Consider the following 14,271-nt stretch of genomic DNA (forward strand, 5'->3'; position numbering starts at 1 on the left):
CGCGCACAGGAGGAACGGCAAAACACTGGACTTGCGCCCGACGGCAGATTCGTCCAACTCAAATCATTAGCTTTGAAAAAAATTAAGGTGGTATCACTTAGGCCCCCAAAGAATCGCACACCTTTGGCCAGCAACAGTTTTGCAGCGAAGAATCCTTGCACAACACGGAAAATGGCAAAAATTCCCGTTGAGATCCATGACATGACGGTGGCCTACCAGCGCAAGCCGGTGTTGTGGGATATCGACCTGATTGTGCCGGAAGGGGAGTTGATCGGCATCATCGGGCCTAATGGCGCGGGTAAATCCACACTTATCAAGGCTGTGTTGGGACTTCTACCGTTGGCCAGTGGCAAAGTCGAAATTTATGGCCAACCCGCCGAGCGGCAGCGGCACTTGATTGGTTATGTGCCCCAACGCGAAACGGTGGATTGGGATTTTCCCGTGAATGCCCTGGACGTGGTGTTGATGGGGACTTACGGGCGGTTGGGATGGTTTCGACGCCCCGGAGCGGTGGAACGCCGCTTGGCCCGCGAGTGTCTGCAAAAAGTGGGAATGTTGGAATATGCCGAGCGGCAAATCCGCCAATTATCCGGCGGTCAGCAGCAGCGCGTGTTTTTGGCCCGAGCGCTCGCCCAAGATGCGCAGATTTATTTTTTAGATGAGCCATTTGCGGGGGTGGATGCCGCAACCGAACAAGCGATCGTGCGCATCCTGCAAGATCTGCGCAAACAGGGAAAAACGGTCCTGGTGGTGCACCACGATTTAAATACTGTCGAACTGTACTTTGACAGCGTGATCCTGCTGAATCTACGTCTCATTGCCGCCGGGCCGACGCGCACGACATTTACCCCGGATAATTTGCAAACCACTTTTGGCGGCCGATTAACTATTTTGGATCAAGCGGTGGAGGCGGTCCACCGGGGGCAACACTTGCCATGAGCAGCGTCACCCTCACTGTTTTGTGTGGCACGAGCCTGCTGGGAGCCATTGCCGGTACCATCGGCGCGTGGTCGGTCTTGCGGCGACAAGCCCTGGCGGGAGATTTGATATCTCACGCCGCCTTGCCGGGGATTTGCCTGGCATATTGGTTCACGGGAGAGCGCGACTATGGGACGCTGCTTATCGGAGCCATGACCACCGGGCTGCTTAGCGTGCTATTGGTCAGTTACCTGACCCGCCGGACCCGGACCAAGGATGATGCCGCCATTGGCATCGTGCTAAGCGTCTTTTTTTCGCTAGGAGTCGTCGGACTCTCGCTGATCCAACGCGATCCCCGGCTCTCGCGGCAATCCGCCGGGCTGGCAACCTTTGCCCTGGGTCAAGCGGCAAATCTTTCCACAGGCGATCTTTGGTGGATTGGGGGCGTGGGGGGAACCGCGCTGGCGATCATGCTGCTTTGCTACAAGGAATTCAAACTACTCAGCTTTGACGTCAACTTTGCCCGGTCGTTGGGTTTGCCCATTTTGACCCTGGATATCGCGCTGATGACTTGCTTGGCCGCCGTGACCGTCATCGGCATCAAGGCCGCTGGCGTGCTGCTTAGTCCGGCGCTGCTCATCATTCCCGCGGTAACCGCGCGGCTGTGGGTGGATCAACTGGGCAAGCTTTTATGGTTAGCCGCGGCGATTGGCGCGGTCATGGGCTGCCTGGGAACGCTCTTAACGGCGGGAGAGGGCCAAGCCTGGCTGGCCGCGCGGGGATGGTATACTCCCCCGGAACTACCCACCGGACCGGTGATCGTGCTGTGCGGCGCGGTTGCGTTTGGTCTGTCGTTGCTGCTCGCCCCGCAAAACGGAGTCTTTGCCCGTTATTTGCGCCAAACCCAATATCAACACCGCATCGCGCGGGAAAACTTTTTACGCGCTTTATATGAGCTGCACGAACGTCAGCCCCCGCGCCAGCAAACCTGGAGCCGCAAAGAATTACTCGAGTGGCATTCCTGGGACACGTCCGGATTAGAGCGTCAAATTGCCCTAGCCCTGCAGCGGGGAGACCTGCGGGAAAATGCCGCCGGCGTAGCCTTTACCGAGGAAGGCTTGCGCAACGCGCAAAGCGTGACCCGCGCGCATCGGCTGTGGGAACTGTTTTTGATCCAGGGGGCAAATATCGCCCGGGATCATGTGGATCGCGACGCCGATGGCATCGAGCATCTCTTGTCGCCGGAATTATTGGCGGAGCTAGAGTCGGAACTACGCGCCGCCGGACGCTGGCCCGTGCATGATCCCGTCCCCGCTTCTCCGCACGCGGTGCAATCATGAATGGCCTGACCTGGTGGTTTACGGAAAGCTGGCAATGGTGGTTGTTTATCACCGCCGCCCTCACCAGCGTCAGTTGCGGCATGCTGGGGGTGGTGCTGGTCCTGCGCAAGCTTAGCCTGATGGGGGATGCCATTTCCCATGCCGTGCTGCCGGGCTTGGTGTTGGCGTTTGTGCTGACCGGTTCCATTGATCCCGGCATGATGCTCTTGGGAGCGTTTATCGTCGGGCTGCTGACGACCTGGCTGATAGAACTGCTCGGCCGCAGCGGCGCGATCGCCGCGGATGCCGGTATGGGCGTGGTGTTTACCTCTCTATTTGCCGTGGGGGTGGTGCTCATCGCGGTGTTTACGCAGGGAAAGGTGGACTTGGATATTGATTGCGTGTTGCAGGGGCATTTGGCCCATGTGGCGACCGTCACACGGAATTATTTTGGATGGGAAATTCCCGCGGCGGTGCCGGCGCTGGCCGCGACGCTGGTGGTGAATTTGCTGTTTTTAGTGATTTGGCGCAAGGAACTGCTGGTCAGCGCGTTTGATTGGGAATTTGCACAAGCGCAGGGGCTGCGCCCCGCCTGGGTGCATTATGCGCTGATGGCCCTCACGGCGATGACCACGGTGGCTTCTTTTGAAGTGGTTGGCTCGATTCTAGTAATCGCCATGTTGATTTTGCCCGCCGCCACGGCGCAATTATTGACCAATCGTTGGCAATGGCTGCTCCCCCTGGCGGTATTGCTGGCGTTGTTGTCGGCCTATTTGGGAATTGTGCTCAGTTTGACGCCCTGGCTAGAAAACGCCGAGCCTGCCGCGCTGGTGGCGGTGACGGGAGGGGTCATCTACGCCTTGGCCGTGGCTTTCTCTCCCACCGAAGGGTTGGCTTTTGTCTGGTGGCGACAAGCGGCGGAGCGGCTGCGCATCATGTGCGAGGACTTGCTGGCGGTGCTGTTTCGGATTGCGGAACTCGCCCCGGCAAAAACGTTGGGGACCCGCGAACTGGCCAGCGCGATCGGCGGGGGATGGCTGGCGTGGCTGGCGATCTGGTCGGTGCGGCGGCGAAATCAGATTATCTTTGCCGAAGGAGGCTGGCAACTTACCACCGAGGGACGTGGCACCGCCAAGCGGCTGGTGCGCTCGCACCGGCTGTGGGAGGCTTGGCTCGTGCGGCATTTGGGGTTGCCCCTGGATCATGTGCATGCCCCCGCCGAGCGGATGGAACACTTTATCGATCACGAGCTGCAGGCGGAAATCGCGGCCCAAATCGCCCCTCCGCCACAAGCGCCCCTGCTGGATCCCCATGGCAAGGAGATACCGGAATAGCTCGGCGCGTACTTTACCATTTGAATTCCGGCTGGATAGAGTGAAATTCAAGAGGCGAATTTAAAGATAGAAATAATTCAAACCCTTTTAACTTACAACTTTAACCCGGTATCTTGTCCCGCGTTACAGGATTCCCTGTTCGGGATCATAGCCGTATTCGTTGGCTTTTTGATAATCCGCGGCGGCTTTTTCCTCGTTTTTAAGGGCTTGGTAGACTTCCGCCCGGTGATGATACATGACCGCCAAATTTTCACGAACATGAGCTTGTTGGGCATGCGAACGGCGGCGGCGCGGGTGCAGCCGCATCAGTTCTTCCGCGTCCTCATAATCCTGGATGGCGGCGTTCAGGTCCTTGAGCGCGAGCTGATAATTCTTGAGGCGGTAATGCACATAACCCCGCGTGTCCAGGAACGCCGCATTGCGCTGCGGAGACAACTTGATCGCCAGGTTGATATCCTCCAGCGCTTGCTCGCAATTTTTATCGCACAGCGAACAAAGGTAGGCCCGCGCGTTCAAGGCTCCTTCCCAACTGGGAGCCCGCATTTCGACCAACTTGTCGATTTCCGCCAGGGCCTCATCGGGCTTATTCATGCGAAATAAAATATAGGCCCGACCCTGGATCCCGTCAGGCAAGCACGTATGATCGCGCATCACCGCCGTAAAATCCGCCAAACTTTCCGGTAATTGATTTAGCCGGGAGTGCACTTCCGCCCGCAACAAACGCCATTCATTCCGCTCCGGCAAGATGCCCAAGGCGGAATCCAAATGATCGCGGGCGCTGCCAAAATCTCCTTCCAAATAAGCCCGTGCTCCCATTTGGGCCCGGGCCTCCGCATAGAGTTCTTGGATTGGATTGGCGAATTTCCAGGCTATCATTCCCAGGATGCCGCCGATCAACAAAAGCCACAGTAACCGCTTTTTCCAGACAAACGCCCCCGGGGACATCGTGCCCCATCCCCGTCCGGCCATTTCTTGCCGGTCGGTCCGCGCCGGCAAGTCGGTAAATGTCCCGGGAATCGGAAAGCCCTGCTTATCAAATCGCTTTTGCGGTTGGCTCATATTGACGGTCGATAGGATTTGGCTCGTTTCGTGCTTTACCTGCGGGGTAAAAATCCGGGTCCCCTCATTTTAGCATAGATTCCAGTGAAGCGTGGGCCAAGGGTGTGGCCCGGGGCTTTTGTTCATCCCCGATGATTTTACGACTTTCCCTGTCCATTCGTCCAGAAACAGTTGCCAGCGGGCCTGAATTCCCGCTAGTATAGCACTGTCGGTCGGATGAAGGGGCGAGTCTGGCGCGCTTTGCCCTAGTTACCGTATGCCAACTTTTTTGTTTTTGAGCTATGAATTCACTTTTGACAAGTCTCTCGCCGCTGTGGGCCCAATTGGAAGCGCCGGAACGGGATTTGATTGGTTCCGGCATGATTTATGATGTTTTGCTGGGAATTTTCTTGGTTGTGGTCGGGATTTTCATGCTGGTCCTGTTGATCATCTATGGAAATCTGTGGTTTCAAGCCTACATGTCCAATGCCAGCATCTCCATCTGGAATTTGGTCGGCATGAGCTTGCGCCAGGTCAACGCCCAAACAATTGTCAAAGCCAAAATCATCGCCATGCAGTCGGGAATCGCCAATGACCCGCAGGCGCAAATCACCACCCGGCGGCTAGAGGCGCACTATTTGGCGGGGGGGGACATTCCGCGTGTGATCACGGCGCTGGTCGCGGCGCACCGGGCCGGGATTGATTTGGACTTTGATCGGGCCTGCGCGATCGACCTGGCGGGACGGGACGTACTCGAAGCGGTGCAAACCAGCGTCAATCCCAAGGTGATTTCCTGTCCCGACCCTAACATCAGCCGCCGCAATATGCTCAGCGCGGTGGCTAAAAATGGCATCGAGCTGAATGTCAAGGCCAAGGTGACCGTCCGCACCAATCTGACGCAATTGATCGGCGGTGCAACCGAAGAGACCATTATCGCCCGCGTGGGCGAAGGAATCATTACGGCGATCGGCTCTGCCGACACGCATAGCGTAGTCATGGAAAACCCCGACATGATCTCGCGCACCGTGCTTAGCCGGGGGCTTGACGCCCAGACCGCGTTTGAGATTGTGGCGATCAATATCGAGGAAATCCAGTTGGGAAATAACATCGGTGCTCGCCTCCAGGCGGACCAGGCCGAGGCCAACACCCGGGTCGCGCGGGCGGAGGCCGCCGGTCGGCGGGCTTTGGCGGTTTCGATGGAACAAGAAATGAAAGCCAAAGTGGCCGAAAACCGCGCCAAAGTGGTCCTGGCCGAAGCGGAGGTTCCCATTGCCATGGCGGAAGCTTTTCGCACCGGACGGATGCAAGGCCTGGACGACAAATAACGCGACCTGCGGTATTGGGCGTGGCAAACCGCGGCATTTGACGTCCTATAATAATTGCCTGCGGCGTGGGAAACTGTTTGCGAGAGAGGGACGGTCAAACCGAACACCAGGCATAAGGCGCGCATAGTTGGCCGCTTTCGGACCACCATTACCCAAGATTTGATCCGCGGGAACGAACAAGTTACGCCGCATAGAGTCATAGCGTCTGTAATTTTTTCGCTAGGGGATAACCTTGACGGAGCCACCGACTGTCATGACGGAGACGCAGCCGCCGTTGGTCGACCAGCAAGCCCGTGCTTTGGATCTACCACTCCCCGCAGGGACCAGTTGTCAAGCGTGCGGCAGTCCCGTGGACGAGCGGGACCGTTTTTGTCCGGCATGCGGCTCCACCCGTGATAACATGGTCGCCCCCAATCTGGCGACGGGAAACGGAATTCAGGAATTACCCGAAATTCCCCCCGCGGAGTCCCCGCTGGAGACCGCCAGTCATCAAAAACACTTTCGCTGCCAAAATTGCAGCGCTGAAATCAACATTGATCCGGGACAACGCAGTTACGTTTGTCCCTTTTGTGAATCGACGTACGTGATTGAGCTGACGGACCACAGCCAACGCCAACGTCCGGAATTTGTGCTGGGGTTTGGCATCACTCCCGCGGCGGCCTGGGAAAAGTTTCAACAGTGGCTCCGCTCCAAGACCTGGTTTCATCCGTTAGATCTGCAAAAAATCGACCTGCCCGACCGGCTCCGCGGGGTGTATTTGCCCTTTTGGTCGTTTAGCATGCTGGCCGTCGCCGATTGGGAGGCGATGATCGGCGAATACTGGTATCGGACCGAAACCTACACCACCACCGTCAATGGCAAGACCGAAACCCATACCCGCCAAGTGCAAGAAACCGAATGGTGGCCGTTGGCCGGAAATTTTCATCACTATTATTACGGCTACCTGATCTCCGGCAGCAAAGGGCTGGCCCAAAACTATGCCGATGCCATCCAGCCGTACCACTTGCAGGGAATCAAGCGCTTTGAACCATATTTCTTGGCTGGCTGGCTGAGCGAGGAATATTCCCTGGAACGGGACGAGGCGGAACGAATTTGCCGCGGCGTCTTTCAAAAAGCCACCATTCGCGATATTGACGCTTTCTTGCCCGGGGACACCCATCGTGACCTGCAATCCCGGGTTGAGTTTCAGAATGTCAGTTCGGACTTGATCTTATTGCCGATTTACTTGCTCACCTACCAATACAAAAATCGCACCTACCACTTTGTCATGAATGGCCAAACTGGCAAAATCCACGGCGAGCGGCCATTTTCTTGGATACGGTTGGGCCTCTATGCCCTAGCGGCTATTTTGCTGGGATTGATCATTGGCGTGGGCTTGCAGGCTTTTACCTAGGCGGGGGCCAAAATGTCGGATCTATTGATCAAATGCAATGTGTGCGGGGCGGTCCAGGACGAGGAGGACTTGTTTTGCTCCGAATGCGGCACCGAGGTCCCCCGCCGCGCGGAACAGAGCGAGGAACAGCACACGCGACAATCGACGCATAACTTTATTTGCCAGGGCTGCGGCGCGTCCATGAGTTATGACGCTCACGCGGGAGCGCTGCGCTGCCCGTTTTGCGGATCCGAAAGCCTAGCCGCGCAAGAGGATTCGACGGAAATTTTGCCCCGTTGGGTAATACCCTTTTTCAGCGATCGAGCGCAAGCGGAAGCAGCGCTCCGGGCCTGGTTACGCAAGGGCATTTGGCGGCCGGGGGATCTCAGCGAGCAAGCCCTGGTCGTGGCGATGCAGCCGGTGCTGATCCCGTATTGGGTATTTGCCGCCGAGACGCACACTTACTGGACCGCCGACACTAGCGACGTCCCCTGGTCGGCCAGCGGGACCTGGCGGCCGATCGCGGGAGAGCATCGCGGCAGCTACGAATCCGTCTTGGTTGGGACCAGCAGCGCGCTGACCCCGGCCGAAATGCAGGCCCTGGGCGAATACAATCTGGACCAGGCCCAGCCCCCCGACAAGGTAAAATTGGACGATTTTACCAGCGAGCGCTTTGTCGTGCCGCGCAAATACGCCCGTCCACTGGCGCGGCAGGGTCTGGAAGCGCGCGAGCGGGCCGCCTGCGCGCGATATGTGCCGGGCAACCAGCGAAATCTAAAAGTCAATGTGCGCATTGTGGAATTAACCAGTTACCCAATATTAGCGCCCGTGTGGATCATGGCCTATCGTTACCGCGACCAGGTGTATCGCTTTTTATGCAACGGCCAGACGGGAATCTCCACCGGCAAAGCTCCGTTGTCCTATAAAAAAATCGGTCTGGCGATCGCCTTGTTATTTGTGCTCATTGGCATCATCGTGGCATTCATGCTGCTAAATTAAGGCTCTAATCCATTATCGCGGATCGGCGTCACCGTGATGGGTCAAAGGTTACCCCTGGTTGTTGGCGGCGCTCTATTTGGTTAAAAAGCGTCACGGAAAACCCGCTTATCCCCCTCTGGCGACCAATCTTTTTGACTCTCTTCCCGCGCAATTGTTACAGACGGATTATTGCGCCCGGTGGATTTGACCGGGAAAAAATGCGGCGTAGGCTTTTGGCATAGGTTTTTTCGCGAACGGGGACAGCGTTTTGCGGGCGTACGCGCCGCGGCTGACCCGGACGCCACCCACCAGAAATCTCGCGGGAGAGGTCGCAATGTCGCTGGTTTCCTCGTTGCAAAAGTTCGCATCCCTGGTCAAGCCAGGCTCCGCCAGCACGGCGGTGGCCGAGCCGCTCCCCGCTACGCCGGCGACCCCTTATGTGCCTCCGCTAACTGATCTAAGCGCGGTGGAACCCGGCCCCGTGGATTCAGCCGCGACGACGTTAAAAGCCGCTCCCGACGTCGCGGTCGATCCGCAAGAGTCAAATAAGCTGGATCATTTGCTAGGGCGAATCGCCAAGCTGACCGGGCATGAGTCCATCGAACGCGACAACGGCGCCCCCAAACCCGAAACCTTTGTCGGCAAAGCCAACCCGCAAAATTTTGGCGAAGCGCCCGGGTCGACCCCTGATCCAGAAGCGGCGGGGAATAAAACCTACACGCAGGGAGAGTTTTTTCCGGATGAACCTAAAAGTTACCGAGACGCCAAAGTCACCGAGACCCTGATCGAAGAGCTGATCCTTAAATTCCTGTTGACGCGCGGGGAAGCCAGCGGCAGGGAATGCAGCGATCAAATCAAAATGCCCTTTGTGCTGCTGGAAGAAACCCTGCGGCAAATGAAGTCGGACCAGTGGGTGTACCACCGCGGCGCGGCGACAATGAACGATTACGTGTTTTCGCTGACGGACAAGGGACGGGAACGGGCCCGGCGGCATGTGCAAATTAGCACCTATTATGGCGCGGCGCCCGTCGCATTGGAGGATTACATTGTCAGCGTCAAGGCCCAATCCCTGGAAAAGCAGCATCCCACGGCGGCTGATTTGCAGGCGGCGTTTGCGGATCTGCTAGTGAATGAACGAATGTTGCGGCGGCTGGGTCCGGCGGTAAATTCCGGCCGCGGGATGTTTTTATATGGTCCCGCCGGCAACGGCAAAACCAGCATCGCCGAGCGGATCACCCAGGCGTTTGGCGAATATATTTGGATACCCCGGGCGATCGGCATGGATGGCGAGATTTTGCGCGTGTTTGATCCCAACTGTCATGTTGTGGCTCCGCGGGACACCGGTGCGGGGATCGTCGAAAGCCGCAAGGTGGACCGCCGCTGGATTCGCATCAAGCGGCCCACGATTGTCGTCGGCGGCGAATTAACGCTGGAAAACCTGGAAGTCAGCGTCAGCAAGGCGACCGGCATCAGCGAGGCCCCCGTTCAGCTCAAAAGCAACTGCGGCACGCTGGTTATTGACGATTTTGGCCGCCAAAAAATGAGCACCGACGCGCTGCTCAACCGCTGGATCGTTCCCCTGGAAAAACGCTACGACTTTCTGAATTTGGCCAGCGGGAAAAAAATCCAAGTCCCCTTTGACCAGTTGATTATCTTTTCCACGAATTTGCAGCCCAAGGATCTGGTGGATGAGGCGTTTTTGCGGCGTATTCCCTACAAGATTGACGTGATCGACCCGACGGAGGGGGAATTTCGCGAGCTGTTTAAGATCCTGGTTCCCAAAATCGGCTTTGAATATCGCCAAGAACCGATCGATTATCTGATCGAGCGTTATTATAAAAGCGTGAATCGCCCCTTCCGCAATTGCCAGCCGCGCGACTTGCTGCATCAGGTGCGCAACTATTGCCACTTTATGAATCTGCCCGCGGAGCTGACCAACGAATACTTTGACATCGCGGTGGAAAACTACTTTGCGGTGATGTAAGCGGGAGAAGTGGAGTTTGGAGGAATGGAGGAATGGAGGGGCATGTAGATCTATCTGGCAATCAATTTGTAATTCTAAATTTTTAATTCTTAATTCTTAATTGGAAGACTACGCTGTGATCCCCTTGGTCAGCACCATGAATGCCGATTCCAGGTTGAATTCCTCTTCGCGGAACAAGCGTAGGCGCAACCCCTGCCCGACCAGCATGGTCGGCAGGTCGCTATAGTCCGGCGCGCCTAGCCGCAGCGTCACTTTATAGTCCCCTCCGGCGCGTTCGACTTTGTCGGTATGGGGATAATCCAAGAGCGCCTGGGCGCCCCGTTCGTCCTCGGCGGCTCCTCCGGCAAATCCGATCTGCAGCACCACTTGCTTGCGCAGGCGTTTCATGAACTCCTGCACGTCGGAGTTCTCGATCAATACGCCCTTCTCGATGATCCCGATTTTATTGCACATATCGGCCAGTTCGGGCAGGATATGGCTGCTGACCATGATCGTCTTACCCATGGTCCCCAGCTTTTTTATTAACTCCCGGATTTCAATTCGCACCCGCGGATCCAGTCCGCTGGCCGGCTCATCCAGCAGCAGCACCTGCGGATCATGCAACAAAACGCGAGCCAGGCCCAGCCGCTGGTTCATCCCCCGCGACAAGCTAGTCGCCAGTGCGTCCCGTTTAAACGTTAGTCCGACGAGCTCCAGCACTTCCTCGCACTTTTTTCGCCGGGCGGGCCCATTGATCCGATACGCAGCGGCAAAAAACTCGAGATATTCGATGACCTTTAAGTCGTCATACACGCCAAACGCGTCCGGCATAAAGCCGATCAGGCGGCGGATTTCCTTGGCCTGGGTGTAAATGGAATGCCCACAGACATAAGCTTCTCCCCAGGTGGGATTGAGCAGCGTCGAAAGCATTTTCATCGTGGTGGTTTTACCCGCGCCATTCGGCCCAATAAAGCCGAACACATCCCCCGCCTCCAACTTTAGGTTGAGCGCCTTGACGGCAAACAGATCGCCGTATTTTTTATTCAAATCGCGGGTTTCGATCACAAACTGTTCCCCTTGATGATGAGGGCAAAACCAAAACTGGCTGTGGTCTATTTGGCGGGTTGCGGCGGTGGCCCCGGCCACCGTAGTGTGGTGGGCCTAGCACCGGCCGCGGGTGTGGCTGTGGCCGGAGGACTGTTATCCAGGGATGTGGAGGTATCTAATTTTTCCACGGGAAGCCAGATCCGATAGAGCGTCTGTTGGGCTTCCACTTGCAACCCCTTGCCTTCAAAAACACTGCTATCCATTTGTGTCCCGCTGGCCTCACGCAATTCGGTTTGCCGCAAATGCCAGGCGGCGGGCCCCCAACCAATCACCACCGCGTGCTTTCGCAGTTTTTCGCTCTGGTCAAGCTGGGACAAATAGCGATTCCACAGGCCCGAATATCGCGTCCCGCCAGCGGCCCGGTGAAAAGCCAGCATTTTTAGAATTTGCGGCACGCTGGCCTGTTCACGGGGATACTGTTGTAACTGCGATCCGCCGCGAATGTTGGACTTTCCCGCGACCTGCGACCCCACGGACATTCCCGTTCCGGCCAATTCATCCAAGGCCACCAATTTTCCCGGTTCCAGCCGGCCCAGGGGCATCGCCCATTGATCATGCAACAGCCAGCAATCATCCAGGGAAATATGCAAATCGTTGTGGATCGTGCCGCGCAGGCCGCTTTCATTGGGTCGCTTTTGTAAGGGGGGGGGCAAGGCGGCGTCCCCTTGCCACTGGCCCAGCACGGTAAAACAGCGGCTGAACTGCGCGGGCAGGGTGAAATGCCGTAAGCCAGGGGGCGCGCAAACGATTGGCGCACGAGGCAAACTAGCGTGGTAGTTGGCTCCCACAAGGGGAGTTAAGGAGAGGACGGGTGGATTCCATAAATTAGCCGGTTCCGCAATCAAACTTGTGCTCGCCAGTTGCGAATCCAATCCCCCCCAGCTCGTACCGGGGATCCCAAACCAATCCAATTGACAGGCAACGCATTGCTGTTCGAGTAGCTCCTTTAATTTCGGAAAAGCCCTCAAATTTATCTCTGCCGCGTTCTCGCTATAGATCGCCCCCCAGGCTTGGCTTTGCACCCAACCGGTCGAGCTGTCTATATCCACGATTTCCGCGACATTTGCTCGTGGCGACTGCCCGATTGGCGCATAGTCAGTCGCGGCAAAGAGCCAGCCCAATCCGGCCGACTGTAAAAAAACCGCCCCCCAAATCAACCACACCGACATCCGCTCTCGCAGCCGCCAGAGGATCAACCAGAACAGCGCGGATAAACCCGCCAGCAAAAATATCCACCAAAAGCGGCCGGAATCGACCTGTTGTCCGTCAAACTGCTGTAAGGCCGTGCGAAATTGCCCCGCCAGGTCGTCATAGCCCAATCTCGCGACTTGATTCCCCACGTAATTGCCGCTGTCAACTTCGGCGGTTAGCGGCCAGGGAAGCAATTCCTGCAGCAGTTTCTTGCGCGAGGCGTGCCAATTCACCCAGGGTTCTTGCGAAAAATCGATGATGCATGTCCGAATCCGTCCCAGACCCACCGCTTCGTCAATGATCAACGGCACGCCATCGCTAGCCAGAAGAGTACTCCCCCGCATATCCCGCCATACGGGGACCAGCAGCGAAGGAGTAGCCTCGGTCACGGGGATCGGCTCTTCGGCGTTCAGGTAGGATTCCCAAGCGGTAAATTTGCGAAAAGGAACAATTTGCCGAATTTCCCCCGGCAACAGCGTCGAGAACGAGTGGTTTTTTACAATCTCTAGGCTCGATGTCCCTCCCCGGGCCGGAACCGCCGACACGCAGAGCAGCAATTGTCCCCCTCCGGCCACCCAATGGCGGAGGGCATTCGCCTGCAATTCTGTTAATTGCTGGTTGGCCTGATCCAGCCGTACGGTCAGCATGATTCCGGTGCATCCCGAATAGGCCAAGCCGTTTTCGGGCAAGTTACCTAGATCCGTAAGCGGCACGGAAATCAACGGATCGTGGCGGGCGCGCCCCCATAACTCCTTCGCCAAGTCAGTCAAAATACTTGTTCCGCCGATCTCTAACCAGTAGGCCTGTTGAGAGTTGCGGAGGATGCTGTTTGGCGGAGGAGTCCAAGTTTGGGTGGCTAAGGTTTGAGTGGCCAGGGTTTGATTTGTAAAAGGTCTCGTACCCCCCCCGCCCCTCTCGTTAGGAGAATTCACCACGGCGACCTCGGCATCAATGGCGCGGGCGGTGATTTTTAGGGGTTGTCGGCCAAGCTTGACTAGCATGCGGATCGTGGTCGATTCGCGCGGTTGAAGCATGGTTGGCGGGGAACGAACGATAAGCGGCGCATCATCGCCATCCAAGATTTCTAATTCAATTATCAACGTTTGCGGTTCATTGGCGGTAGAACCAAGCCGGCAGGGAATATGCACCGCGGTTTCAAAGCCCACCCGCAGGATCGGACCTATGCCCACGCGCAAGGGCCCCAGTACCGGGGGTCGATAGGGAATATCGGCACAAGCCCCCCGTGGGGCAAACGACACGCCGTGAAAAAACATACCGTCCAGACCCCAACCAGCGATTAACAATACCGCTAGCCACAGGTGCTTGCCGAGATTCGCGCGGTATCCGCCGATCATTGTTGATATGCTCTGGCCCATTATGGTTTTTCTGTCTGATCGCAGGTACACACAAATAGGCCGCAGCCGGGGCAGCCCGCGCCGTACTTGCGAAAGACGGCCTCGGTCAGATCCACGCCGACCACGTTGGCAATGGTGGTCAACCAGGCGATGACATCGGCAAATTCCCCCAGTCGTTCCTCATGCGTGCCGTTGCGGAGGGCGCTGGCCAATTCGCCGATTTCCTCCATCAGCCACATGAAAGTGCCATCCACACCGCGCGCCAAGTCTTTTTCCAGGTACATCTTGCGAATAAGAGCCTGAAAATCGGCCAAAGTGATTTGGGGAGCTATAGGTGGTGATGATTCGGCGGCGGACAACTGGCACCCCTT

The 14,271-nt window shown here is 57.1% G+C and carries 11 protein-coding genes; 7 read left to right on the plus strand and 4 right to left on the minus strand.

The window, feature by feature from the left end; translation table 11 throughout:
- Window positions 1-171 precede the first annotated feature (171 nt).
- From SFX18_06255 to SFX18_06265, 3 genes are read left to right on the plus strand one after another with little or no spacing between them, the layout of a single operon-like run.
- Window positions 172-939 carry a metal ABC transporter ATP-binding protein gene (locus SFX18_06255; GenBank protein MDX1962735.1) on the plus strand — a complete coding sequence of 256 codons (768 nt, stop codon included), beginning with the start codon at window positions 172-174 and terminating at the stop codon, window positions 937-939.
- Window positions 936-2,258 (plus strand): iron chelate uptake ABC transporter family permease subunit, encoded by a 1,323-nt coding sequence (locus tag SFX18_06260; protein MDX1962736.1) that lies wholly within the window; start codon window positions 936-938, stop codon window positions 2,256-2,258. Before SFX18_06255 ends, SFX18_06260 begins: the two co-directional genes overlap by 4 nt.
- Window positions 2,255-3,571, plus strand: coding sequence for a metal ABC transporter permease (locus tag SFX18_06265; protein ID MDX1962737.1), 1,317 nt, complete (start codon window positions 2,255-2,257; stop codon window positions 3,569-3,571). Before SFX18_06260 ends, SFX18_06265 begins: the two co-directional genes overlap by 4 nt.
- A 123-nt stretch (window positions 3,572-3,694) precedes the next feature.
- Here the strand turns inward: SFX18_06265 and SFX18_06270 are convergent, their stop codons facing one another.
- Window positions 3,695-4,630: a hypothetical protein gene (locus SFX18_06270; GenBank protein MDX1962738.1), complete on the minus strand. Its 936-nt coding sequence runs from the start codon at window positions 4,628-4,630 to the stop codon at window positions 3,695-3,697.
- 359 nt (window positions 4,631-4,989) lie between these two features.
- On the opposite strand from SFX18_06270, the gene floA reads away from it, so the two are divergent.
- The 4 genes from floA (at window position 4,990) to SFX18_06290 (ending at window position 10,268) form a co-directional block, all read left to right on the plus strand.
- Window positions 4,990-5,934 carry a flotillin-like protein FloA gene (gene floA, locus SFX18_06275; GenBank protein ID MDX1962739.1) on the plus strand — a complete coding sequence of 315 codons (945 nt, stop codon included), beginning with the start codon at window positions 4,990-4,992 and terminating at the stop codon, window positions 5,932-5,934.
- A 253-nt stretch (window positions 5,935-6,187) separates the two neighbouring features.
- The gene (locus tag SFX18_06280) at window positions 6,188-7,327 is read left to right on the plus strand and encodes a zinc ribbon domain-containing protein (GenBank protein ID MDX1962740.1); all 1,140 of its coding nucleotides are present in this window, start codon (window positions 6,188-6,190) and stop codon (window positions 7,325-7,327) included.
- A 12-nt stretch (window positions 7,328-7,339) separates the two neighbouring features.
- Window positions 7,340-8,305, plus strand: coding sequence for a zinc ribbon domain-containing protein (locus SFX18_06285; GenBank protein MDX1962741.1), 966 nt, complete (start codon window positions 7,340-7,342; stop codon window positions 8,303-8,305).
- Window positions 8,306-8,618: 313 nt separating this feature from the next.
- Window positions 8,619-10,268: an AAA family ATPase gene (locus SFX18_06290; GenBank protein ID MDX1962742.1), complete on the plus strand. Its 1,650-nt coding sequence runs from the start codon at window positions 8,619-8,621 to the stop codon at window positions 10,266-10,268.
- Window positions 10,269-10,376: 108 nt separating this feature from the next.
- On the opposite strand, the gene SFX18_06295 is transcribed toward SFX18_06290, so the two are convergent.
- From SFX18_06295 to SFX18_06305, 3 genes are read right to left on the minus strand one after another with little or no spacing between them, the layout of a single operon-like run.
- Window positions 10,377-11,312, minus strand: a complete 936-nt coding sequence (locus SFX18_06295) for an ABC transporter ATP-binding protein (protein ID MDX1962743.1) — start codon at window positions 11,310-11,312, stop codon at window positions 10,377-10,379.
- Between the two features lie 47 nt (window positions 11,313-11,359).
- Window positions 11,360-13,921: a hypothetical protein gene (locus tag SFX18_06300; GenBank protein MDX1962744.1), complete on the minus strand. Its 2,562-nt coding sequence runs from the start codon at window positions 13,919-13,921 to the stop codon at window positions 11,360-11,362.
- Window positions 13,921-14,184 (minus strand): MazG nucleotide pyrophosphohydrolase domain-containing protein, encoded by a 264-nt coding sequence (locus tag SFX18_06305; GenBank protein MDX1962745.1) that lies wholly within the window; start codon window positions 14,182-14,184, stop codon window positions 13,921-13,923. Before SFX18_06305 ends, SFX18_06300 begins: the two co-directional genes overlap by 1 nt.
- Window positions 14,185-14,271 lie beyond the last annotated feature (87 nt).

Source organism: Pirellulales bacterium (genome assembly GCA_033762255.1).
Taxonomy (GTDB): domain Bacteria; phylum Planctomycetota; class Planctomycetia; order Pirellulales; family JALHPA01; genus JANRLT01.